The 23391-nt window shown below is 56.0% G+C and carries 20 protein-coding genes; 16 read left to right on the top strand and 4 right to left on the bottom strand.

Annotated features, from left to right (window positions below; translation table 11 throughout):
- Nucleotides 1-16: 16 nt before the first annotated feature.
- Both cobF and ACM6IO_RS02365 read right to left on the bottom strand, forming a co-directional pair.
- Nucleotides 17-772 carry a precorrin-6A synthase (deacetylating) gene (gene cobF / locus ACM6IO_RS02370; RefSeq protein WP_223415183.1) on the bottom strand — a complete coding sequence of 252 codons (756 nt, stop codon included), beginning with the start codon at nt 770-772 and terminating at the stop codon, nt 17-19.
- Complete coding sequence (locus ACM6IO_RS02365; RefSeq protein WP_223449696.1) at nt 772-1344, bottom strand: histidine phosphatase family protein; 573 nt, start codon at nt 1342-1344, stop codon at nt 772-774. The genes cobF and ACM6IO_RS02365 overlap by 1 nt, the downstream gene beginning before the upstream one ends.
- Before the next feature lie 543 nt (nt 1345-1887).
- Between ACM6IO_RS02365 and ACM6IO_RS02360 the strand changes: the two genes are divergently transcribed.
- The 7 genes from ACM6IO_RS02360 (at nt 1888) to ACM6IO_RS02330 (ending at nt 7228) form a co-directional block, all read left to right on the top strand.
- Nucleotides 1888-2904, top strand: a complete 1017-nt coding sequence (locus ACM6IO_RS02360) for an arginine N-succinyltransferase (RefSeq protein ID WP_414910835.1) — start codon at nt 1888-1890, stop codon at nt 2902-2904.
- A 61-nt stretch (nt 2905-2965) separates the two neighbouring features.
- On the top strand, nt 2966-4000 hold the full coding sequence (gene astA, locus ACM6IO_RS02355) for an arginine N-succinyltransferase (RefSeq protein ID WP_008026743.1): 1035 nt from the start codon (nt 2966-2968) through the stop codon (nt 3998-4000).
- Nucleotides 4001-4146: 146 nt separating this feature from the next.
- Nucleotides 4147-5016, top strand: a complete 870-nt coding sequence (locus tag ACM6IO_RS02350) for an isocitrate lyase/PEP mutase family protein (RefSeq protein ID WP_008026744.1) — start codon at nt 4147-4149, stop codon at nt 5014-5016.
- A 261-nt stretch (nt 5017-5277) separates the two neighbouring features.
- Entirely contained in the window at nt 5278-5457 is a 180-nt protein-coding gene (locus tag ACM6IO_RS02345; RefSeq protein ID WP_192228750.1) for a hypothetical protein, read from the top strand.
- 48 nt (nt 5458-5505) lie between these two features.
- Nucleotides 5506-5694, top strand: coding sequence for a hypothetical protein (locus tag ACM6IO_RS02340; RefSeq protein ID WP_192228749.1), 189 nt, complete (start codon nt 5506-5508; stop codon nt 5692-5694).
- Nucleotides 5695-5813: 119 nt separating this feature from the next.
- Nucleotides 5814-6593, top strand: a complete 780-nt coding sequence (locus ACM6IO_RS02335) for a hypothetical protein (RefSeq protein ID WP_192228748.1) — start codon at nt 5814-5816, stop codon at nt 6591-6593.
- The gene (locus ACM6IO_RS02330; RefSeq protein ID WP_414910834.1) at nt 6590-7228 is read left to right on the top strand and encodes a transposase; all 639 of its coding nucleotides are present in this window, start codon (nt 6590-6592) and stop codon (nt 7226-7228) included. Before ACM6IO_RS02335 ends, ACM6IO_RS02330 begins: the two co-directional genes overlap by 4 nt.
- 111 nt (nt 7229-7339) lie before the next feature.
- On the opposite strand, the gene ACM6IO_RS02325 is transcribed toward ACM6IO_RS02330, so the two are convergent.
- A complete protein-coding gene (locus ACM6IO_RS02325) occupies nt 7340-8413 on the bottom strand; it encodes a diguanylate cyclase (RefSeq protein ID WP_008026745.1) in 1074 nt (357 codons plus the stop codon).
- Between the two features lie 185 nt (nt 8414-8598).
- Between ACM6IO_RS02325 and ACM6IO_RS02320 the strand changes: the two genes are divergently transcribed.
- The 3 genes from ACM6IO_RS02320 (at nt 8599) to ACM6IO_RS02310 (ending at nt 12518) form a co-directional block, all read left to right on the top strand.
- A complete protein-coding gene (locus tag ACM6IO_RS02320; protein WP_207286166.1) occupies nt 8599-10053 on the top strand; it encodes a flavin-containing monooxygenase in 1455 nt (484 codons plus the stop codon).
- Between the two features lie 22 nt (nt 10054-10075).
- Entirely contained in the window at nt 10076-11032 is a 957-nt protein-coding gene (locus ACM6IO_RS02315; protein ID WP_414910833.1) for an alpha/beta fold hydrolase, read from the top strand.
- Nucleotides 11033-11141: 109 nt separating this feature from the next.
- Entirely contained in the window at nt 11142-12518 is a 1377-nt protein-coding gene (locus ACM6IO_RS02310; protein WP_414910832.1) for a VOC family protein, read from the top strand.
- A gap of 101 nt (nt 12519-12619) precedes the next feature.
- On the opposite strand, the gene ACM6IO_RS02305 is transcribed toward ACM6IO_RS02310, so the two are convergent.
- Nucleotides 12620-13297 carry a type 1 glutamine amidotransferase domain-containing protein gene (locus ACM6IO_RS02305; RefSeq protein ID WP_414910831.1) on the bottom strand — a complete coding sequence of 226 codons (678 nt, stop codon included), beginning with the start codon at nt 13295-13297 and terminating at the stop codon, nt 12620-12622.
- A 410-nt stretch (nt 13298-13707) separates the two neighbouring features.
- Here ACM6IO_RS02305 and ACM6IO_RS02300 point away from each other — a divergent pair, with 410 nt between their 5' ends.
- The 6 genes from ACM6IO_RS02300 to ACM6IO_RS02275 all read left to right on the top strand — a co-directional run bounded on the left by ACM6IO_RS02300 (nt 13708) and on the right by ACM6IO_RS02275 (nt 23053).
- Complete coding sequence (locus ACM6IO_RS02300) at nt 13708-14223, top strand: Hcp family type VI secretion system effector (protein WP_007918282.1); 516 nt, start codon at nt 13708-13710, stop codon at nt 14221-14223.
- 131 nt (nt 14224-14354) lie between these two features.
- Entirely contained in the window at nt 14355-16397 is a 2043-nt protein-coding gene (tssI, locus tag ACM6IO_RS02295; protein WP_414910830.1) for a type VI secretion system tip protein TssI/VgrG, read from the top strand.
- Nucleotides 16390-17277: a DUF4123 domain-containing protein gene (locus ACM6IO_RS02290; RefSeq protein ID WP_414910829.1), complete on the top strand. Its 888-nt coding sequence runs from the start codon at nt 16390-16392 to the stop codon at nt 17275-17277. The genes tssI and ACM6IO_RS02290 overlap by 8 nt, the downstream gene beginning before the upstream one ends.
- Before the next feature lie 169 nt (nt 17278-17446).
- A complete protein-coding gene (locus ACM6IO_RS02285) occupies nt 17447-20887 on the top strand; it encodes a toxin VasX (RefSeq protein WP_414910828.1) in 3441 nt (1146 codons plus the stop codon).
- Nucleotides 20880-21932, top strand: a complete 1053-nt coding sequence (locus ACM6IO_RS02280) for a hypothetical protein (RefSeq protein ID WP_414910827.1) — start codon at nt 20880-20882, stop codon at nt 21930-21932. The genes ACM6IO_RS02285 and ACM6IO_RS02280 overlap by 8 nt, the downstream gene beginning before the upstream one ends.
- A gap of 26 nt (nt 21933-21958) precedes the next feature.
- A complete protein-coding gene (locus tag ACM6IO_RS02275; protein ID WP_414910826.1) occupies nt 21959-23053 on the top strand; it encodes a DUF6708 domain-containing protein in 1095 nt (364 codons plus the stop codon).
- Nucleotides 23054-23391 lie beyond the last annotated feature (338 nt).

The following is a 23391-nucleotide window of genomic DNA, read 5'->3' as shown; positions in this document are numbered from 1 at the left end:
GCCCGCGAAGGCGGTTTCATGGCTTACGCAAAAGGTACGTATCCATAATCCACCCATTAGCCAGCCGCGCCGCCTTGCGCACTCGCTCGATCTCGTCCGCCACGTCCTTGAGCTTGCCGCTGATGAGGATTTCATCCGGTGTCCCCAGGTAAGCCCCCCAGTAAATCTCTGTCTCCTGATCCGCCACCTGATGGTAGGAATCTTCCGCATCGAGCATCACCACCAGGCTGTCGGCATCGCTCACCTGCCCTGCCGCCAGCCGCCGGCCCGTCGTGATTTCGAATGAGCGCCCAATCCGGTTCAGGGGCACTTTATGCTGGGCTGCCAACGCCTGAACGCTGGTGATACCGGGGATCACGTCGAACTCGAAGACGCAGCGGCCGGACGCCAGAATCGCCTGCAAGATCCGAATGGTGCTGTCGTACAACGCCGGATCACCCCACACCAGAAATCCGCCACACTGGCCGTCGGACATTTCCTCATTGATCAGCCGTTCGAAGGTCATCTGCTTGGCAAGGTTCAGGTCTTCCACACTGGCCTTGTAGTCCACCTCTCCGCGCTCGCGCTCCGGGCTGTGGGCTTCAACGAAACGGTAGGTGTGATCAGTGATGTAGCGCTGGCAAATCTCACGGCGCAGGTCGATCAGTTTGTCTTTGCTCTGGCCCTTGTCCATGAGGAAAAACACATCGACGAGGTTCAGAGCCTTCACGGCCTGCATCGTGATGTAGTCGGGGTTGCCGGCACCGATGCCGATGACCATCAGTTTTTTCATCAACAGGCTCCCTCAAGGTCTGTGCCCAACACACGTAAGCGCCAGCGACCATTGAAGCGCAATTCGATGGCTGACAGCGGTTCGACATCGATCAGATTGAACGCGGGACTTTGCAGCACATGGGTCAGCGCCGCGCGAATGACAAAAGGGTGAGTGATGGCAACGCAGTGCCCCGGTGTTGCCTCCAGGGTTTTCAGCCAGGCGGCCACCCGCTCGCCGAGTTGCGCTACCGACTCGCCACCGTGAGGCGCCGAATGCGGATCATCGAGCCAGCTCTGCAAGGTCTCGGGTTCGGATTGCTGCAGGTCGTCGATCCGCAAGCCATTCCAGCGCCCGAAATCACACTCCCTCAGCGCCTCGACAATCTCCACGTCATCGGCGAACAACCCGGCGGTTTGCCGGGTCCGCAATTCCGGACCGCAGAACAGGCGCGATGCCTTCTTGAGTCGGGAACCCAACGAACCTCTTGCCGATTGCCAATCCATCTCCACCGGCTCATCCGTAGGAAAACGCGCCAATTTCTGTGCGACGGTTCGAGCGTGGCACATCAGGGTCAAACGGGTCGCCTGCACGAAGGATCACTCGGTAAAAGGAAAGAAAAACAGCGTCACGCCGCCAACAATCACGCAATTGTGCCGTAAGAAACACGATTGGGGGCGTTTCGTTTTACCCCTTGCCAACGCTTGTCGCCCTTAAAAAACCGCTATCTCCGACACCCCTGTAAGCGAGGACCTACAAGGCTGAGCGACTTTGGTGTAGCCCCCGACATACGGGCATTTCGCCCCATTTTAGGGCCAGAAATGGCCGAGTAAAAATTCACTAGACATGGGGCGATCGTTCCATAAATACTGCCGTAACGGCTAATCTAAACAACACCCTCATCCAGCAGGAGCCCGGATGCCCGCTTCCAGCAACATGCACCACCGCCTCCGCACCCAGAACCCGACCGACAGTGTCAGCATGACGCTGCCTGCGGCAAGCAGCGACTGACTGGATAAGAAAAAGAGTGGCGCCTGGCAAACAGCATCAAGCGACCGCCGATTCAATGCGTGGAAACCGACAGTGATAGTCAGGTTCGTGCCAACCGCCGAACCCTTTGATACAGGAGTGCATCCATGCTGGTCTTACGCCCAGTGGAGTTAACCGACCTGCCCCAGTTGCAGCGACTGGCGCAAGAAAGCCTGGTCGGCGTGACGTCCCTGCCGGACGACACCGAATGCTTGCGCGAGCGGATTCTCGACTCCTGCGCCTCGTTCGATAAAAACGTGCAACAGCATGGCCCGGAAAACTACTTCTTCGTGCTGGAGGACCTGACCACCCGGCGCCTCGCGGGCTGTTCGGAAATCCTCGCCACTGCCGGTTTCGGCGAACCCTTCTACAGCCTGCGCAACCGGCATTTCACCAGCGCCTCGCGAGAACTGAACATCGAGCACGGCGTGCCGGCGTTGTCGTTGTGCCACGACCTCAGTGGCCACACCTTGCTGCGCGGGTTTCACATCGATGCGGCACTGGTGCGCACACCGTCCTCGGAATTGCTGTCACGGGCGCGCCTGATGTTCATCGCCGCGCACCTGCCGCGCTTTGCCGAAGCGGTCATCACCGAAATCGTCGGCTTCAGCGATGAAGAAGGACGGTCGCCGTTCTGGGATGCGCTGGGCAAACACTTCTTCGACCTGCCCTACACCGAGGCCGAGCGCCTTTGCGGGCTGGAGAGCCGGACATTTCTTGCCGAACTGATGCCGCAATATCCGATCTACGTGCCGATGCTGCCCCAGGCCGCGCGGGACTGCATCGGCCGTATTCACCCCGATGGCCAGGAGGCCTTCGATATCCTTGAGCGCGAGGGGTTCGAGACCAACAGCTACATCGACCTGTTCGACGGCGGCCCGACCCTGTATGCACGTCTGGCCAACATCCGCTCTATCGCGCAAAGCCAGAATGGCACCGCCACACCGGGCTCGACCATCGATGCCCGCGGACGCTATCTGGTGAGCAACGATTCACTGCGAAACTATCGCGCCATCGTCGCCGATCTGGACTACACCGCCGGGCAACCCGTGGTCCTCAGCGCCGAGATGTGCGAGGCACTGAATGTCACCGACGGCAGCCCGATCCGGGTGATCGCGCTGTGAGCATCCTCGCGTCCAGTGCCCAACGACAGCGCTCGAGCCTGCGCGTAGAAGGAGCTGCATCATGATTGTCCGTCCGGTCCAGATCACCGACCTGCCCGCCCTGTTGGCGCTGGTCCGGCAGGCCGGTCCCGGGTTTACCACCCTGCCCGCCAGCGAGGACCGCCTGGCGCACCGGGTGCGCTGGGCGCAACGGACTTTCGCGGAACAGGTTGAACGCGCCGATGCCGACTACCTGTTCGTGCTCGAAGACGACGATCAGCAAGTGGTGGGTGTCAGCGCCCTGACGGGGGCCGTTGGCCTGCGTGAGCCCTGGTACAACTATCGGGTGGGGCTGACAGTCAGTGCGTCACCGGATCTGGGCATCCGGCGGCAAATCCCGACACTGTTCCTGAACAACGAAATGACCGGGCAATCGGAGATTTGCTCCCTGTTCCTGCGTCACGATCAACGCCACGGCAGCAATGGTCGATTGTTGTCGTTGGCGCGCTTGCTGTTTGCTGCCGAGTTTGCGCACCTGTTCGGCGAGAAGCTCATCGCCGAACTGCGTGGCAGCGCCGACGAGCAAGGCTGCTCGCCATTCTGGGACAGCCTGGGCCGGCACTTCTTCAAGATGGATTTCAACCATGCCGATCACTTGTCGGGGCTGGGCAGCAAATCGTTCATTGCCGAACTGATGCCACGCCAACCGCTGTATACCTGCCTGCTCACCGAACAGGCCCAGGCCGTGATCGGCAAGGCTCACCCGAATACCGAACCGGCATTGAAAATCCTCACCGCCGAAGGTTTCACGCACAAGGGTTACATCGACATCTTCGACGCCGGCCCGGTCATCGAAGCACCGCTGTCGAAAATCCGCACGGTGCGCGACAGCCAGGCACTATCGCTGGTCATCGGCACGCCAGACGACCAGGCGCCGGTCTGGCTGATCCACAACCGCCGACTGGAAAACTGCCGCATCACCGCCGCCCCCGCCAGGCGCGTGGGCAACAGCCTGATCGTCGACCGGCTCACCGCCAAACGCTTGCAACTGCAACCCGGCAACTCGGTACGCGCGGTGCCGCTGCTCAATCAACAGCAGCAGGCTGCGGCGGCTTGAAGCAACCTCACGCCTCTCAATGGCGGTTTCGATCAGGCCCGCTCTGCAAATTCGTCATCATTCTTCCCCCCTTAGCGTGATAGCCTTTTGTTTTTTCGGCGTTGACACTTTTGCTCAAGCCCTTCCATTCCATTGGTGGAACTCATATGTCCAGGCTTTCACATCAAGATTTGCGCCGTAACTTCCGTGAACTGTTCGCTTCCAAAACCTGCTATCACACCGCGTCGGTTTTCGACCCGATGTCGGCACGCATTGCCGCGGACCTGGGTTTTGAAGTGGGGATCCTGGGTGGTTCTGTCGCGTCGCTACAAGTGCTGGGCGCACCCGACTTCGCCCTGATCACCCTCAGTGAATTCGCCGAGCAGGCCACTCGCATCGGCCGTGTCGCCCAATTGCCGGTGATCGCCGATGCCGACCATGGCTACGGCAACGCCCTTAACGTGATGCGCACCATCGTCGAGCTCGAACGTGCCGGCATCGCCGCCCTGACCATCGAAGACACCCTGCTGCCGGCGCAATTCGGCCGCAAGTCCACCGACCTGATCGGCGTCGCCGAAGGTGTCGGCAAGATCCGCGCAGCGCTGGAAGCCCGGGTCGACTCGGAAATGGCCATCATCGCCCGCACCCACGCGGGCATCCTGCCGGTGCAGGAAATCATCAGCCGCACCCAGCAGTACCAGAAGGCTGGTGCGGACGGGATTTGCATGGTGGGCGTGCGCGACTTCGACCACCTCGAACAGATCGCCGAACACCTGAGCGTGCCACTGATGCTGGTCACTTACGGCAACCCGCTGCTGCGCGACGACAAACGTCTGGCAGAGCTGGGCGTGCGGGTCACCATCGACGGTCATGGCGCTTACTTTGCGGCGATCAAGGCGACTTACGACAGCCTGCGCGAGCAGCGGCAGATCCTCACCCAGACCTCGGACTTGAGCGCTACGGAACTGACGCATACCTATACGCAGCCTGAGGAATACATCCGTTGGGCAGAAGAGTTTATGAGCGTCAAGGAATGAGTCCTTTCTGATTTCGGCTCCTGAAGCGACTTGTGATTCGGCCGGTAGACGCAATGTTACCGGCAGGATTGCAAGGGGTCTGGAACCATATGGCTGTTATCTGTTTCCGCCAAGAAATACACACCCAAAAACAAACATCAATATTTAATAACAACTCCAGAGTTGATATTAACCATCGCCCCCTCTAATCTAAAAACCGTTAAATAACAACAATATTTAACCCTGATCGCTCACTCAATCTATAATAACAAGGAAGTACTTATGAAAAACACCACTAACAACTGGCAAAATGCTCCTCTGTTACGCGCTGGAGCCAAAGTTATCACTACACCGACAAAAACCGACCATGCGACCAACTGTCCCGGCTATGATGGGCTTCGCTTTAACATAGGTAACATTCATGAAATCAAGGCATTCTGGAACATGCCTACCAAGGATTAATAGCTAATAGCGATTTCCGGGTTTGCAGCCAGACAGAACGAGGTCGTAATGAAAAAAACAAACAACAACTGGTCCAGAACACCGCTCTTTCATGCGGAAAAAAACATCATTCCTGCATCAACCAGAAAACACCACGACATGAACTGCTGGTTAAACACACCTCGACTCAACGTCGGCAATCTCCAGGCAATCAAGCAATACTGGCAGTTTATCGAGACTGCTGAATTCGCTCAGTAACACTGCCTTTCATCAGTAATGGCAGACGTCAGCGGCCACAGCACACAGCCTCTGACGCCTGCTTACAACCGCCTCCGCTGCGCCTGATCAAAAAACATAAAAAACAAAGGCGAACTCATATGATAAAAAACCTGCTCAATTCCGATTTGCAACCCTCCCAAATTATCACCAACATCAAAAAACTGAATATGACTGCCGAAGTAAAAAAACTGGCCGACCAAATATTTCAGCAAACAGCCAGCACTTCCGAGGTATCTTACCGCGCCGCGGTCATGAAGCAGACAAACACCCACACCCGCACATTAACATTACACTGCAACCAGAATGGCAATATCAGCCTAAAAGCACCTGACAATGCAACGGCATCTGAACAACTCTATTCCGTACCCGGCAACAGTATTTTGTTTGCAATCAATGCAGAAGCTTTTTCCATTCAACTTTACGGCATTGAAGGTGAACATCTGATTCTCGGAGAACACGTTATTGTAGATGCCAGCAATCCGTTGTTCATCGACGGTACGAAAACCCTGTTTGACAGCAATCCGAACGGCACTGGACATTGCGCATTTATCGGCAGTCTTAACTTTCCTGACAGGAGTGCCGACATTCACGTATTCGATCGTACGTCATTGCAAAAAATTGCCTGGTTCCCCCATGACGACAGCGCCGCCCGCTACCTGGTCAGCCTGGAATTGCTGCAAGCAGCCAAAGATCCCGGGGCCGGCAAAGTGGCCGAAGAACTGATTTATCACTATCACCCCGCCGTCGCATGGAAAGCGTTCCAGATGATTCATGGGGTAAATCCCGTTAAAGCGCTGGGTTATGCGCCTCTTTTAAGAAACCTGCAAAACACTCGACTCAATGACTTACTGGATCAACACGTGGGTGAGATAGCATGAAATTGGCCACCTTTGTTGAACGCATGGACACGTACGACCTCCATCAAGATAAATCACACATCATTGCGGACCTGCGCGAACTTGCCACCAACAGAACATTGCTGAGCGAGCATCTTTACAACACCCTTCAACGTGACGGGTACAGCACCAAAAACAGCTTGTATAACGCCTACGCCTTTGTGCTGCATTACTCGGATGCCTACACCGTCCGCCTCGGTTTTTGGGCTCCGGTGTCGAGCAAGGACGAAAGCGAAACGTTCATCTACCACCTGAACCACACCCACGATTTCGAGATTTATGCGGTGGGCTACAGCGGCGATGGCTACACCACCGTCAAGCGCAACATCCTCGATCAGACGCAATTAAGCACTGGTATTCGCCCTCCCTTGGGTGAAGAAACAACTTTTAAACTCGCCCAAGGCCAAGTGCTGCACATGCAACCCTATTACGAAGTGCATCGACAACTGCCTCCCCGGGAAATGTCTGCTTCACTAAGCCTGATCATTCATGCGCCGCCAACGACCAGTGCCCAGGCCTGGTGTTTTGACGAGGACTACTTGCCCACATATCCCGGCATCGCAACGCAAGAAACAGCATTCTACGAACACACGTTGTCATTACTGGGGGCGGAGTAGCCTGAACAGAAGGCAGGCAGGGTGACATCCCGATATGAAAACATTTGTCACCCTGCCCGCGTGTCAATCAGTCGCCGCATCACGGCTCCTACAAGGGATTTGTGCAGGCTTTCAAACCGGGTCGAACAGTTCGTGACGAGGCTCGCCCTCGCCGCTACAGATAACGCGATTGCGGCCGGTGGTCTTGGCCTGGTAGAGCGCCTGATCGGCGTCGTTGAGCCAGAGTGTCGCGTCTGTGTGCGCCTGGGTGAAAGCGGCCAGGCCGATGCTCAGGCTGACTTTCAGCGCCGGGCTCTGTTCGTAACTGAGGGTGGCGAAACGATCCCGCAGAGCATCCATGGCCGCCGCGGCGCTGCCAAGCGCAAGGTCCGGGAGAATCACACAGAACTCGTCACCGCCGTAGCGGCCGGCCACGTCAGTCGCCCGAAGGTTCTGTTTGAGCACCTTGCTCAACTGCCGCAAGACGATATCCCCGGCGACATGCCCGTAGGTGTCGTTGATGGCTTTGAAGTGATCGACGTCGATCAACGCAATAGCCCCACCCCGATTCTGTCGTTTACAGCGCTGGAATTCGACTTCCAACTGGTCCTTCCAGGCACCATGGTTGAGCAGGCCGGTGAGGCTATCGGTGCGACTCAGGGCGAGCAGTTCGCGCTTTTGCCGGCCAAGCGTGGTGGCCTGGCGAAAGCAGATCCAGCCCAGCGCCAACGGATACAGGCACAGCAAGGGTAAACAGGCGTACAGCTGCAGCTGACTGGTTTCAGGAATGAAGGCCGGCGCAAACAGAAAGTATCCGACGCAAACGCCCAGAAGTTGCGCAACCGTGCCCACCAGCAGGAATCGCAAACCGCCAATGGCCACATTGTTCATCGCCATCATGGCAATGGTGGTTGCGCTGGGCAGCGGATTGAATTGCATGGCGGCGACCCAGAAGCCGCCGAGAAAGGCGTCGACCAGCAGGTTGCGGTGTTCGGCGTGGTAGGGAACCTTCGCCCGACGCGCCCATTGGTAGGCCACGTGTGGCCAGAAGATTCCGTTGAAGAGCATCATCGCCCAGACCCACAATGGCGGATCAAGCGGGTACATCGCGGCGGCCACACACACCAGTCCCGCGGCTAGCCCCAGGCTTCGCGATGCATAGAGCCTCCTGGCCAGTGAAAGTCCTTTTCCTCCCGTTTTTCCCATAAGGCCTCTGTACCGCTGAACGGAACCTGATCACACCTGGGGTTGCGGGTGTGCTCGAAGTCTAACAGGGCAACGTCAAATAGCCATCACCGGCCAGCAGTCTGAATACCGCGGTATAGACAGGAGGCGGGCCCCGAATGTTTGGCTATACCTGAAGAGACAAATAACGAGAAAAAAGGAGGCCCATGCAGACTTTCCAAGTGTTGATCATCGGCAGCGGTTTCGGCGGCCAGTGCGCGGCGATCAATTTGCTCAAGGCCGGCATCGATGATTTTCGTCTGTTGGAACGTCGGGACTTCTTCGGCGGCACCTGGTGCCAGAACACTTACCCCGGCGCCGCCGTCGATGTGCCCTCGCCGCTGTATTCGCTGTCCTTTGCGCCCTATCGCTGGACGCAAATGTTCGCCGAACAAGCCGAATTGCACCGCTACACACAGCACGTGGTGGAGCAATTCGGCCTGCGCGACAGGGTGGAACTGGAGGCGAACGTCGAACGCATCGAATGGGACGACGACGCCAAACGCTGGGCGGTGCACACCGCGAGCAAAGGCACGTTCTACGCGCAGTTCCTGATCAACGCCACAGGGCCGCTGAGCCAGCCCGTCGTCCCACGCTTCGAGGGCCAGGAGCGCTTTCAGGGCAAGACTTTTCATACCAACCATTGGGATCACGCCTACGACTATCGGCATAAACGCGTCGCCATCGTTGGCAGTGGCGCCAGCGCGGCCCAGGTGATCCCGGCGATTGCTCCGGACGTCGCGCATTTGCATGTATTCCAGCGCACACCGCACTGGGTGCTGCCACGGGGCGACCGCACTTTCGGGCCTTTCCAGCGCTGGCTGCTCGGCCTCAAACCCGCCTACAAGCTGCTGCGCTGGATGATCTACTGGCAATTCGAAACCCGGGTGATTGCCTTCAAATATTCGAAACCGGCCATCCGCATGGTCCAGCAACACGCCCTGCGCTTCCTCAAACGACAAGTGCCCGACCCTGAACTCAGACGAAAACTGACACCGGACTACGCCATCGGCTGCAAGCGGGTCATTGTTTCCAGCACCCTGTACCCGGCACTCGGCCGCGACAACGTGACCTTGCACAGCCGCGAGCAAGGCATTGCCGCCATCGACGAAACCGGCATCGTCACGCAGGACGGGCAGCACATCGACGTGGACCTGATCGTCTGGTCCACCGGTTACGACGCCACTGACGGGGTCATTTCCTACCCGGTCAGCGGAAAAAACGGCAAGCAACTCAGGGATTTCTGGGCGACCTACCCTCGCGCCTACCTCGGCACCAGCCTGCCGGACTTCCCCAACCTGTTTATCGTCACCGGTCCCAACACCGGTATCGGCCATACATCGGCGCTGTTCATCATCGAATCGCAGATGAATTACATCCTCGACTGCATTCGCACGTTAAAAGAACAGGGTTTGCGCAGCATCGAAGTACGCCCCGAGGCAGAACGTACCTACACTGAAATGATCCACCGGGAGATGGAACGCACTGTATGGAAGTCAGGAGGCTGCCACAGTTGGTATCAAAGCAAGAGCGGTCATGTAATCGCCATGTTTCCGGGGTTCAGTTTCAGCTACCACCGATTGACCCGGGCACTGAAACCCGCCGATCACATGCTGTCCTGATCAGAGAGAAGGGAGACGCCTGATGCTTTTGTTGGTTGTCGCTATCGCAGTTTTCGCGGCCTGGAGCTGGTTGAGCTACCCGGCCATCGGTTATTGGCTCTATGACTTGAACATGGCGGCCGAAGCCAAGCTGTATCGGCTACACAAAATCGTCGTGCCCATCGCCGAAATGACCGTCTCGACCTGGCAAGGCGGGCCTTATGAAGCATCAAGCAGTGTGCTGATGCTCCACGGCTACAGTGCCGACAAGAACATCTGGCTGCGTTTCGCCCGGCACTTTGTCGGCACCTACCGGGTGATCATCCCCGACATCGCGGGGCATGGCGAAACCGGCTTCAAGGCCGGCGGCGGTTATGACATTCCCTTGCAGGCCAAACGAATAATCCAGTTGCTCGACGTCTGCGGCGTCGAGAAGGTCCACGTGATCGGCAACTCGATGGGCGGCTACATGGCAGCCTGGCTCGCAGCCACCTACCCGGAGCGCATCGCGTCGGTCGCGCTGATCGACCCGGCCGGTGTCACCGCCCCCGAAATCAGTGACCTGGAACGCCACCTGGCCCAGGGGCACAACCCGTTCCTGGTTCACTCCCGAGAAGAATTTCGGCGCTTCTACGCCATGACCATGGCCGAACCACCGTGGGTGCCCGGCGTGGTGCTGGACGCCATCGCCCAGCGTTATGAACAGTCCCGGGATGAGTTGGCAGAAATCTTCAGCGACTTTCGCGCCAGCCCGCCGATGGAGCCAAAACTGCCCGACATCAAGTGCCCGGCGCTGCTGCTGTGGGGGCGCAAGGACCGCTTGATCGATGTCAGTAGCGTGGCGATCTGGAGCAAAGGCATCGAGGATCTGCGTGTAGAAATCTGGGACGGAATCGGCCATATGCCGATGGTCGAAGAGCCAGGGAGCACGGCGCGGTTATATCGGGAGTTTTTGGCATCCCAACGCTCGGAAAGCCCTCAGGACCAGAGGATGCATTGAGCAAGCAGTCCTTGAAAGAATGAAGTCCGTAAGATTCTTCGTTTGTCGGCGACGCTGAAGGCTGCGATCTTTTCCGCATCCTTTACGTCACCGCGCCAGGAATTTTTTCATGAGCCACCCGAGCTTTGTCAGCCCTGACCTGATCCGCCAACGCTTTTCCAAAGCGATGTCCGACATGTACCGCGAAGAAGTGCCGCTGTACGGCGCGCTGATGGAACTGGTGGAACAGACTAACCGCCATGTACTGGAGAGCGACCCGCAGATCGCCCGACAGTTGAACAGCACCGGCGAAATCCAGCGCCTGGACCTGGAGCGTCATGGCGCCATCCGCGTCGGCACCGCCGCTGAACTGGCCACCCTCGCCCGGCTGTTTGCGGTGATGGGCATGCAACCGGTCGGCTATTACGACCTGACCCCGGCCGGCGTGCCGGTGCATTCCACGGCGTTCCGCGCGGTGCATGAAGCCGCACTGCAGGTCAGCCCGTTTCGAGTGTTCACCTCGTTGCTGCGTCTGGAATTGATCGAAGACCTTGAGCTGCGCGCCTTTGCGCAATCGGTGCTGAATAAGCGCTCGATCTTCACGCCAAACGCATTGAACCTCATTGATCGTGCCGAAACCGAAGGTGGCCTCACCGAGCCCGAGGCCCAGGACTTCGTCGAGCAAGCGCTGGAAACCTTCCGCTGGCACCACAGCGCGACGGTCACCGCCGAGCAGTACCAGAAACTCAGCGCTCAGCATCGCCTGATCGCCGACGTGGTGGCGTTCAAGGGGCCGCACATCAACCACCTGACGCCGCGCACGCTGGACATCGACATCGTGCAGGCGCAAATGCCGGCCCACGGCATTACCCCTAAAGCGGTGATCGAAGGCCCGCCCCGCCGGCAGTGCCCGATCCTGTTGCGTCAGACCAGTTTCAAGGCGCTGGACGAGCCTGTTGCCTTTACCGATCAGGCCGAAAGTCGCGGCAGCCACAGCGCTCGTTTCGGTGAAATCGAGCAGCGCGGCGCGGCGCTCACGCCTAAAGGACGAGCGCTGTATGACCGTTTGCTCAATGCTGCTCGCGACGAACTCGGGGACTTCCCCAACGAAGGCAACGCCGCACGCTATAACGCGCTGATGACGCAGCATTTCAGCGAATTCCCTGACACCGTCGAGGGCATGCGCCTACAGGAACTGGCGTACTTTCGCTATTTCGTGACGGAGAAAGGCGTCGGAGCGCCGGCGCTTAAATCCTCGTCTCTGGAAGATCTGCTCAGCGGTGGCTATTTGCGGGTTGAACCGCTGGTCTACGAAGACTTTTTGCCGGTCAGCGCGGCGGGGATTTTTCAGTCGAACCTGGGGGATGCCGCACAAACTCACTACGGCGAGCATTCGAACCGGCAAGCCTTCGAGCAAGCCCTGGGACGATCGACCATCGATGAGTTGGGGTTGTATGCCGAGACGCAACGGCGCTCGATCGAGGAATGCTTCGCAACGCTCCGCTGATCAACCTTTGTAGGAGCCGGCCTGCCGGTGATGGGGCCCTTGGATTTGTATTGCTCTTCAGGGCCTTATCGCCGGCAAGCCGGCTCCTACAAGGTTCGTGGTTATTTCAGCTTCGCCAGCAGCGCTTCAGCCGCCGCCTCGGACGACGCCGGATTCTGCCCGGTCAGCAGCAGACCATCGGTCACCACATAACTCGCCCAGTCATCCCCCTTGGAAAAAATCCCGCCCTTCTCCTGGAGCATGTCCTCCACCAGAAACGGCACCACATTGGTCAGTTGCACCGCCTCCTCCTCGGAGTTGGTGAAACCGGTCACACGCTTGCCTTTGACCAGCGGTTGACCATCCGCGCCCTTGACGTGACGCAACACGCCCGGCGCATGGCAGACCAAAGCAACCGGCTTGCCGGCCTTGTAAAACGCCTCGATCAATGCGATCGAAACCTTGTCTTCAGTCAGATCCCACAACGGGCCATGCCCGCCCGGATAGAAAACCGCATCGTAATCTTCGGCTCGCACGCTGCCGAGCAACGCGGTGGACGCCAATGCGGACTGGGCCGCCGGATCCTTGCGAAAACGCTCCGTCGCAGCGGTCTGCGCATCGGGCTCATCGCTTTTGGGGTCCAGTGGTGGCTGGCCTCCCTTGGGCGACGCCAGCGTCAGCTGAGCGCCGGCGTCTTTGAAAGCGAAATACGGTGCCGCGAATTCCTCCAGCCAGAAGCCGGTTTTCTTACCGGTATTGCCCAATTGATCGTGGGACGTCAAAACCATCAGGATTTTCATGTCGCGCTCCTTGAATGTGGGAAATGTACGGTTATCTCAGCGCAGTTTTGACCACCCGGCTGCGCAGTTCGTTGCACTTGTTACACGGGCTCTCCCCGATGATGGCCAACCGCCTTGATGCGCAAGAAGTTGCGCAATCGACCGAGCAAATCCTCCGGTTTCACTGCACAACATCCGGCTAATCAGGGCCTCCAGCCGAGTGCGCAAGAAGTTGCGCAGTGCTGCGCAAGTTCTTGCGCACATTACGCATAGATCCTTGCGCGGGGTTTCAAAAACAGTCGAAAAACAATCTCAAAGCTTTGTTTTATATGGCTTTTATCGTTTATGGCACGGACCTTGATAACAGTCATGCACCCACCGGGCGATACCGCCTCCCGGGCACCTTTATTTATTCAGCAAGGAGAGCATCCATGGCAACACCAGCGTACATGTCCGTCACTGGCGAAAAACAAGGCCTGATCACTGCCGGCGCCTTCACTGCCGACTCCGTTGGCAACACCTACCAGGAAGGTCACGAAGACCAGGTCATGGTTCAGGCGTTCACCCACGACGTGATCATCCCGCGTGACCCGCAATCCGGCCAACCGACCGGTCAGCGCGTACACAAGCCAGTCGTGATCACCAAGGTCTACGACAAGGCTTCGCCTCTGCTGCAAGCGGCTCTGACCTCCGGCGAGCGCATGAGCGAAATCGTTATCCAGTGGTACCGTACTTCGGCTCAAGGTACTCAAGAGCACTACTACACCACCAAACTGGAAGACGCGATCATCGTCGCCATCAACAACAAAATGCACAACTGCCAGGATCCAGGCAACTCGCACTTCACCCACCTGGAAGAAGTGCAGTTCACCTACCGCAAAATCACCTGGACCCACGAAGTATCCGGTACTTCGGGTTCCGATGACTGGCGTGCTCCAGTCGTTTAATTACGGCTGATCGTTACAAGCATCGGCCAGCTCTGCTGGTCGATGTTGTTTACGCCCCTCCAGAATTTCGCGTGCGTTGATCCGCTTTGCGGTTGTCGACGAACGCCGCTCCACAGCACGAGGAACAAGGGATGTTCGCGCCGGCCAATCAGACTCACTTTGCCCTGACCATCGAAGGTCTTCCCAACGACTTCCAGGTGCTTTCCCTGCAAGGTCGGGAAGCCATCAGCCAGCCGTTTGTGTTTGAGGTGGAACTGGTCAGTGAAAAGCCGTCCCTGGACCTCGAAAGCCTGCTGCACAAACCGGCCTTTTTGCAGCTCTCGCCCGACGGCAGCGGCATTCATGGCCAGATCTATCGCGCCGCCCAGGGTGATTCCGGCAAACGCCTGACCCGCTACGCGGTGACCCTGCGCCCGCAACTGTCCTACCTCGCGCACCGCATCAACCAGCGCATCTTCCAGAACCTCACCGTGCCGAAAATCATCGGCCTGGTCCTCGAAGAGCACGGCATCCAGAGCAATGCCTACCAGTTCAAAGTCGGGGCGATTTATCCCGAGCGCATCTACTGCGTTCAGTACGATGAATCGGACCTGCAATTCGTCCAGCGCCTGTGCGAGGAAGAAGGTATCCACTACCACTTCGAGCACAGCGCCACAGCCCACAAACTGGTGTTCGGCGATGACCAGACGGTGTTCCCGAAACTCGCGCCCGTGGCCTATCAGCAAGATTCCGGCATGGTCGCCAGCGACCCGGTGATCAAGCGCTTCGACCTGCGCCTGGAAACCCGCACCAGCCGCATCACCCGCCGCGACTACGACTTCGAAAAACCGCGCATCAACCTCGAAAGCGAACACCGTGGCGACGCCCTGCCCGACCTCGAAGACTACGACTACCCTGGTCGCTTCATCGACCGCGAACGCGGCAAGCACCTGGCCAAACGTGCCCTCGAACGTCACCGCAGCGACTTCCAGCTAGCCGAAGGCAAAAGCGATCAGCCGTTGCTGGTCAGCGGCCACTTCCTGGCCCTGACCCAACACCCGAAAGCTAAATGGAACGACCTGTGGCTGCTCACCGAAGTCCTGCACGAAGGCAAACAGCCGCAAGTGCTGGAAGAGTCGGTCACCAGCAACACGACCAACCTGAAAGACGACTTCCATCAGGGTTATCGCAACCGCTTCCAGGCCACCCCGTGGGACGTGCCGAACCGCCCGCCGCTGACGCAGAAGAAACCGCGCATTCTCGGCAGCCAGAGCGCCGTGGTCACTGGGCCCAAAGGTGAAGAAATCCACTGCGATCAGTACGGCCGCGTCAAAGTGCAATTCCACTGGGACCGCGAAGGTCAGGCCGACGACAAGACCAGCTGCTGGCTGCGCGTCTCCTCCGCCTGGGCCGGTGCTCACTACGGCGGCATCGCCATCCCGCGAATCGGCATGGAAGTGCTCGTCACGTTCCTCGAAGGCGACCCCGACCAGCCGCTGATCAGCGGCTGCCTGTACCACAAGGAAAACGTCGTCCCGTACGCCCTGCCGGCAAACAAGACCCGCACCACCTTCAAAACCCTGAGCTCACCGGGCGGTGCAGGCTTCAACGAACTGCGCATCGAAGACAAGAAAGGCCAGGAACAGATCTTCCTCCACGCCCAGCGCGACTGGGATGAAAACGTCGAACACGACCAGAAGATCCGCGTCGGCAACGAACGCCACGACACCGTGGAGAAGAACAGCTACAGCGAATTCAAGGCCGAAGAACACCACACCGTTTATGAGGACCGCAAAGTCGAGGCCCGCGCCAACGACCACCTGACCGTGGGCGTGAACCAGCACATCAAGATCGGCACCGGGCAATTCATCGATGCGGGCCAGGAAATCCACCTGAACAGCGGCATGAAAATCGTGCTCGAAGCCGGCAGCGAACTGACCCTTATCGGCGGCGGCAGCTTCATCAAGATCGATGCAGGCGGCGTCACCATGAGCGGGCCGGCGATCAACATGAACTCCGGTGGCGGACCGGGCAGCGGGACGGGGGCGGCACCGATATTGCCGGGGCCGTTGAAGCAGGCGGATGCGGATAAGGCCGGGCAATTGCTGGTGCCCGCGCAGCGCCAAGCGTTGATGCAGAAGAAGCCGATCTGCGCGATTTGCGAGAAGGCCAAACTGGAGGCGCAAAATGCTTAAGTCCGACTGGACGCTGGAAAACGGGTTGCCCCAAGGCCTGCCGTGGAATGGCACCGTCGGATTGTTGCTGGATGGCGTCAGCGTCGAGAAACTGCCCCAGCACCTTTATCAATGGTCGGATGACCCGGTGTTCGAGCCGCTCTACCTCGGCACTCAGTGGGCGGAATTAGGCGACGTCTCGCCGTGCCTGGTTCAGATCAACGCACAGAGCAATCCCATCCTCGCGAAGTTTCTCGCCGAGCCCCGCCAGGAGTGGGGCTACCTGGTGTTCAGCGATCAACCCTGGACACAAATGGTCGAGCACTTCCGCTGGCTGACCAGCGTCATGCACCCTCAGGGTGAAGAAGTCCTGCTGCGCGTCGCCGACCCTGCCGTGGCCCACGCATTGCTCGGTCACGCCGAGAGTATCAAGGACCCTACCCTGTTCGGCCCCTGCTCGCAGATCGTTGCCGCCGACGCGGCATTGGGTTGCTGGCACATCAACCAGCGGCCGGGCAAAGCCCCTGAGCCGAACCACAGCAAACGCTATCGCTTGAGCGACGAGCAACTCAGCCAACTGGATGAAGTGAATTTCCGCAGCATCGTCCTGCGTCTCGACCAGCACATGCACGAATACTTCCCGTCCTATCAGGCACAATCGATGCCGCTGCACCGCTGGGAACACCTGCACGCACTGGCCTCGACCTCCTACGATCGCGGCTTCAACACCGAACTCGACATCACCCTCTACGCCAACATTCACGGGTTCCTCGGCGAGCGAGCGCTGGAGGAGCATCCGGACCTGGATGCGATACTCAAGACCCCGTCGGAACAAACGCCCGCTCAGAGACTCGAACGGGTCGCTGATATTGCCCAGGAACGGGCGGCAAAACCGAATTGAAAGAGAACGCTCAAGAGAGCTTCACTCTTTGCCTAAAAGGCAGCTTTTTGTGAGACTGCGCCGCGCGTTAGTAAAACCCGCCGGTAGCGACACTCACGTCATCACCAAGAACTGAGCAAACGGGCGAATCGATCCGCCCTTGCTACCCGATGCTGGAAAGGAATTCCGTATGAGCCAGACAGGAAAAAACCCCAACGCAGTCGACCTGCCCCGCAGCGATGCCAAGTGCTCCACTGGTGGCTGTTCGCAGATGAAGCAAAAACTTCAGCTGATTCCCCTGCGCTATGGTCTTGTCGAACGGCTCGACCCGTCTTCTGAATTGTCGCTTCCCTACAAAACCGCCTCGCGCCCGATGGGGATTCGCCTGCTGCGCGATGGCTGGCTTTACGTAATCGACAACACGACGGGTTACTTGCACGAGTACGAAGTGAAAAACGGCGTGGTCACCAAGTGCATTTGGAAAGGCAAAGAAGCCACCCAGAACAAGCGCACCGGTTCCGCAGGCGAAAACGCCTTGATATTCACCCGTGGCAGCTCTCTGCACATAGCCTATGCCGAAGTGCAATGGACGGCTGCCAAGTGCTCGCAAATGCTTAAGTCGAGTAAAGAGCGCGATCTGTTCATGCAGAAAGTAAACCTCGCCAAAGGCGACGTTGAAAAAGGTGGCCCAAACCTGCTGACCGACAAACAGGCTGAAAAATGGATCGCAGAGGTTGCGGAGAAACCCGCCACACAAGCACCGCCTACGGGTGCCCACCCCGAGGAAAGTAAGGACTACATCTGGGAAGACCAGAAGAATCTGTTCAAGGCGACTCAACTCGGCACGATTAAAAAGTCGCTATTGCCAGCCTATGAAAAAGATCATTTCTTTCTGGTGTTCAAAGACAGCATTGGGGTAATGCGTGATCTTGCCGAACAGCAGGACAAAGTGGTTGGCTGGATCGATGAATGGGTGCTCAAGGAGAAGAACGACCTCAAGTATTCCATCGGTAACTACATCGAAACGCTCATGGTAGTCAGCGAAAAGTCTGCCCGTCAGGCAGGTACCAGCGATGCATTGTTCGAAAAAACCACGCCTGAGCAACGTCAAAAAATCTATGACTACGTTAATTCGCGAAATGACTACGACGGAGCCAGAACCAGCACCACTGATCTGCCACAGAGAGTAAGCCGGGTTCGCGTCCCCAACCCCAAGGTCGGCGCCGCTTACAAGGTCATGAACACCAAAAAGCAGGAGATGATCGACTCCCTTGGCAAAAGTCTTTACAGCGATCTGGAAGATGACATCGAGGTGCTGGAAGACAAAAGCCACGCCGCTGTACAAGGTAAAGGCCTGGGCGCTCGTGGCATCCACGACCTCGTCCGCTATGAGGAAATGAACAAATACCTGGAAACCGAGCGCTCGCACATGAAGCGCTGGACCTCTCGTTTGAACCGCATTACTGATGACCGGGTGGGATTGTTTACCAAAAGTGAATACCACATGAGTGCGTGGTATTTCGATGCGGATGTTCCTGATCAGTTAATGGCGACACTAATTACAGAACAAAACTGCGTTCGGGATATCTGTCGGACCGATGAGAGCCTGAGGGCACTAGGCGAATACTTTCATGGAGCGCCATACTTTGTCCTGCCAGGGTTCGCCAGCCGACTTGATACAGATTTTCTATTTAAAAAACACGGAGACCTACTCAAATGGTTCGACGACGCCAGAAACCTGGAAGCCGGCCTTAGCGATGTGCAAGTACGCGTCAACGAAATGGGAGCTCTACTTGGGAATCATTGGGCAAACAGCCCTGATTTAAACCCAAATGCTTTAGCCGCAAGTCATATCGTAAATGCTGCGTACGACCCTGCAATTGCATTGCGCTTGCAGGACTGGCTGGCAGAGTTGCAAAAACAATTAGATGGCCCCGGCCTGCAAGCACACTTGGACAAACTATCAAAATTCAGTAATCGCGGACAACGACTGGGCGCCCTATATGCTTTAAAACAAGGGGGGATCAAATTAAAAGTCGCCAACAAAGAAGATGTAGATCTGTTTATAAAGCGAGTAACCCAACATGCAAAACTTATAGAAAAACATGAGCCATTAATTATCAATCGGGACAAACAAAAGGCCCTTAGCAAAAAAACCAGCCTCAGCCCAGCAGAAAGAAACGTTGCAAACAATGAAAAAATCAGGCTAAACAATCTTCTATTGCCGCTAGAAAACGAAATCAAGGCGTTAAATCACCAAATAAAAGAATCCACTATCCCGACTGACAAACTTGCTAAAGGCCAAATAGGCCTTCAAACACCGCTAAGCCCTGCTCAACAAAAAATGTTCGACGACGAGGTCAATCGTTTGAAAATGGGCGCAGGGAAGAGCTTTGGCGAGAGCGGCGTCGGGGCTGCTGCACTTAAAAGCAGCATGCTTCCAATGGCTGCGCTTTTCATGCAAGTTTGGAATTTAAAAGAGGCTCTCACGACATGGAGAAAAGTCTCTGGAACCCCTTCTCTCAAAGAAAGAGTTATTTTCATCGGCGCAGTAACCGGAGCGGCAGCATCTGCCATTTCTGTTTATCAGAATGTGCATATAACAATCGTAGACAAAGCGTTTCATGCGACAAAAGCAAGTACATCAGGACAGGGAGGAACACTCTTCTCTGTAAAGCTAGGTAAATTGGGGCTTGGACTCGGGGTACTTATATCTCCACTCGCCCTAATAAATTCAATAGGTACGGCGTGGGACAATTGGAACAAGTGGGCTGACGCTCTTCGCACAGGGACAACTGGGGAACAAGCTGGTGCACTTTTGGCTCTGACAGGTGACATCGGCAGCGTAGGTGTGAATGCTGCTATCACTGTTAAAATGTCGAAAGAAATAGGTTCTCTCGGCTGGCAATTTTTCATGTCCCCCCCCGGTTTAAAAGTAAAAGCACTGAGTACTGCTTGGAGTGCTAACGGCCTGCGATTTTTCAGCTTTGCGGGTCGCATGACTCCATGGTCTTTAGGACTGTCTGCCTTACAATTGGCAGGGGAATCTATCTATAACTATTTCAACCTAGACGACCAACAAAACTGGATGATTTCTAGTTGCTGGGGTAAAGAAAATAAAAACTGGGATATGGATACCCACAAGCAAGGCCTGGCAGAATCCAATCTCAGACCAGTTATCACTGACCTAGGTCTTGGCGAAAAAAACAAAGGTACAACGCCCGTACGCACACTGCTTTTGACATTTCCAGGATTAAGCTTAGAAGAACTAAAAGAGCATCCAATACGAGTTCAAGCTGAGCTATCAGCGCAGCTGAATCGTGATGCTGCTGATGTGGGCATTGATGTAAGAGACGGACTAAGCTTGGCAAATATCAATCCACTTATAGCTCGGCTCGTTGTCCCCGAAAGCTGGTGCGGTGAGCAATCACAACTGAAGCTGCGATTGAGCGTTCAACCTGATATTGCAAATGCCCCCCTGAAAGCCAAGGACGAATACCTGTATTACTCCATCTCCTTAAGTTTTCTTGGCGCTGAAAAAAATAGCGTCGTTAAAGGCGAACCATCCGTCCGAGCCAGTCGAACAGCATTACAGTGGGTCGACGTGAAACCGGAGCACCTACATGCTTGAAAACAAATATGATCGATTGCCTCATGCAGGTGATATCGAGAGAGAACCGGGTACTGAGATAGTTTATTTGTCACCAAAGCCAGTACCTACGGGAGTGCTGCCTTTCAGTGCGCGCCAGTTGCACCGCTACGCCAATGAAGTTTTTTTAGACTTTGCCATTTCTCGAGGAAGCTTTGAGTTTATGGCCCGAGCTGGAATCGGGGCAGTGATGTTCCTGTTGATTTTTCTTTTTTTTACAACGGGGCTTGGATCTTGGATAAGAAGAGATATAGAGCCGTTCTGGAGTAGTTGGCTGGATTTCTTTACAAGCATTGCGGTTTGGGGCTTTGTGGGTGCGCTTGCCACTCTTTACCTTTGCGTGTTTTTCTTTGCCATTCGCCAAGTCAGCAATCAACCTCCAGTACGTTTCAATCGCCAGCGCCGGGAAGTTGTTTTTGTTCCCAAGAAGGGAATGTCTCCTCGTTATGTTCCGTGGGAAGAAGTCATTGCGAGCGTTTCAGTGAGCAAGCTGATCACTCAATATGCTGTAATCCCCGAATTCAAACTGATGATCGGACTTCGTGACAAAAATGGCGATGTGCTTTGGGTCAGCGTTCCGAGCGGGAACTTGAACCAAGCCATAGCTGAGTGGGAGGCCATACGCGTCTATATGGAAGAAGGGCCTCAAGCATTACCCATGGGGCAATCAGATGAATTCGAAGCAGGTTCAGTCGCCTATTTTCATATGTGCAGACAAGGATATCGCTCTCATCATTCATTCCTTCGATATATATGGGGCTTTTTGACAATTCAATTTTTCAGTGGCTGGACGATACCCTGCTACATCGCAGCCTGGATCAATAACCGCCCCAAAGCAGGATTCCCCAAGGAAGTACTGGATTGGTCACTATCACGTCCTATTGAAGAACATGCGGTACCTAGCGATGAGTTGATGAAGGAAAGTGCTGAGATCAGAAAAGCATTTGCGAAAGGCCAGAACCTGCTGGATTACTTCAAGGTGAAATTTTCCGAACCGGCTAAAGAGCCCACAGTGGATGCGTCCTAGGCCGAATACCGTTTATGGCTTTCCGAATGACACCTATCTCTGCGCAGCACGACGAGTTCGATATTAAACAGCAGCGCCCTGCCGCCGGTGAAACTCGTCGTTTTGCTACTGGAGAGGCTCTATTTTTGTCGCCACTGCCGGTGCCTACCGGGCAAATACCCTCGGATTTGGGTGGGAGCATTGTTGAGATAAATGACATATATCTGGACATTGGTAGCAGCAGTTTTGGTAAAGCATTTCAAGCCAGAGCAATGATTGGTCGGTGCATGGGTTTCAAAATTTCTTGCCTGCTGGTCTTACCTACAATTATGGGATTATCAACATTCAACAACCCTTTTGGACGTAACTTCTCATGGTATTTCAGCGAGTTTTTTGAATTTGGTCTGTGGATTTCCGGTTGGGGCGGCGCGGCATTTGCCATTATCGGCTGTTATGTTGTCATCAGTTCCACACTCACCAAATCCCGCACCCACCCCATTCGCTTCAACCGCCAACGCCGCGAAGCCTGTTTCTTCCCCAACAACTCCGACGAGCCAGTCATCCAGCCATGGGAAGAACTGGTCGCCTGGCTCTCAGTCAGCACCGGTTCAACAGGCGAAGGCATCATCAGCACTTACACCTTCGGCATGGCCTTCGACGATCCCAAGTCCGACAAAGTCCATTTTGTAAACCAAGGCGTAGCAACAGCCATCCATGGCTTGGGCAAATGGGAGGCCATACGTATCTACATGGAAAAAGGTCCAGAATTCTGCCCTGGCAAAGCACCCTACGAGGGTCGTCACACCTTCGATAAAGAACGACAAGACATGCATGAGGAATACCAGCACAACGAGCGCTCTGCTTTAGGCGTTGGCTGGTGGTACCTGACACACCTGATCACTTGGTGGCGTTTTCCGTACTGGGTAGCGGAATGGGACCATCGTTTCAGCATGAAGTCTCTACCTGAATCCATTGCTGAGTGGTCTAAACCTTTACCGTCTGAGCAATGGGCCAAGCCGAGCCAAGCTTTGAAAGAGCAAAGCGCCAAGATCGAGAAGGCCTTCGCTCAGGGACAAGATTTCATGACTTACTTCAAGGCAAATCTAAATGCAAATAAGACAGAAGAATCGAAAAACAACTAAATGAAAACGATGAGCCGCTTCCTTTAAGCATAAATACGATCGACTACCTCATGCAGGAGACTTTAAAAGTGAATCCGGCGCAGAGATTGCCTACTGAGCACCTCGACCTATATCTACTGGCATATCATTGCAAGGCAATTACATAGAGACACCGACGACGTTTATTTGGACTTCGCTGTCGGGAGTGAAAATTTCAAGTTCATGGTTCGTGCAGGCATCGGCTCGGTAATGTTCATCACCCTTTTCTTCCTTTTTGTATCAAGTTTTGGCTCGTGACTGAGAAGAGACGCTCAGCCTTCCTGGACTAGATGGATAGTTTTTTTACAAACGTTTCCTTG

Source organism: Pseudomonas sp. IT-P44 (assembly GCF_949768225.1).
Lineage (GTDB): Bacteria > Pseudomonadota > Gammaproteobacteria > Pseudomonadales > Pseudomonadaceae > Aquipseudomonas > Aquipseudomonas migulae.
This window is presented reverse-complemented; position numbering and strand designations above follow the sequence as displayed.

Coding starts and splice junctions, on each gene's coding strand:
- cobF (WP_223415183.1), bottom strand. CDS start 772: ATGAAAAAACTGATGGTCATCGGCATCGGTGCCGGCAACCCCGACTAC.
- ACM6IO_RS02360 (WP_414910835.1), top strand. CDS start 1,888: ATGCTGGTCTTACGCCCAGTGGAGTTAACCGACCTGCCCCAGTTGCAG.
- astA (WP_008026743.1), top strand. CDS start 2,966: ATGATTGTCCGTCCGGTCCAGATCACCGACCTGCCCGCCCTGTTGGCG.
- ACM6IO_RS02350 (WP_008026744.1), top strand. CDS start 4,147: ATGTCCAGGCTTTCACATCAAGATTTGCGCCGTAACTTCCGTGAACTG.
- ACM6IO_RS02345 (WP_192228750.1), top strand. CDS start 5,278: ATGAAAAACACCACTAACAACTGGCAAAATGCTCCTCTGTTACGCGCT.
- ACM6IO_RS02340 (WP_192228749.1), top strand. CDS start 5,506: ATGAAAAAAACAAACAACAACTGGTCCAGAACACCGCTCTTTCATGCG.
- ACM6IO_RS02335 (WP_192228748.1), top strand. CDS start 5,814: ATGATAAAAAACCTGCTCAATTCCGATTTGCAACCCTCCCAAATTATC.
- ACM6IO_RS02330 (WP_414910834.1), top strand. CDS start 6,590: ATGAAATTGGCCACCTTTGTTGAACGCATGGACACGTACGACCTCCAT.
- ACM6IO_RS02325 (WP_008026745.1), bottom strand. CDS start 8,413: ATGGGAAAAACGGGAGGAAAAGGACTTTCACTGGCCAGGAGGCTCTAT.
- ACM6IO_RS02320 (WP_207286166.1), top strand. CDS start 8,599: ATGCAGACTTTCCAAGTGTTGATCATCGGCAGCGGTTTCGGCGGCCAG.
- ACM6IO_RS02315 (WP_414910833.1), top strand. CDS start 10,076: ATGCTTTTGTTGGTTGTCGCTATCGCAGTTTTCGCGGCCTGGAGCTGG.
- ACM6IO_RS02310 (WP_414910832.1), top strand. CDS start 11,142: ATGAGCCACCCGAGCTTTGTCAGCCCTGACCTGATCCGCCAACGCTTT.
- ACM6IO_RS02305 (WP_414910831.1), bottom strand. CDS start 13,297: ATGAAAATCCTGATGGTTTTGACGTCCCACGATCAATTGGGCAATACC.
- ACM6IO_RS02300 (WP_007918282.1), top strand. CDS start 13,708: ATGGCAACACCAGCGTACATGTCCGTCACTGGCGAAAAACAAGGCCTG.
- tssI (WP_414910830.1), top strand. CDS start 14,355: ATGTTCGCGCCGGCCAATCAGACTCACTTTGCCCTGACCATCGAAGGT.
- ACM6IO_RS02290 (WP_414910829.1), top strand. CDS start 16,390: ATGCTTAAGTCCGACTGGACGCTGGAAAACGGGTTGCCCCAAGGCCTG.
- ACM6IO_RS02285 (WP_414910828.1), top strand. CDS start 17,447: ATGAGCCAGACAGGAAAAAACCCCAACGCAGTCGACCTGCCCCGCAGC.
- ACM6IO_RS02280 (WP_414910827.1), top strand. CDS start 20,880: ATGCTTGAAAACAAATATGATCGATTGCCTCATGCAGGTGATATCGAG.
- ACM6IO_RS02275 (WP_414910826.1), top strand. CDS start 21,959: ATGACACCTATCTCTGCGCAGCACGACGAGTTCGATATTAAACAGCAG.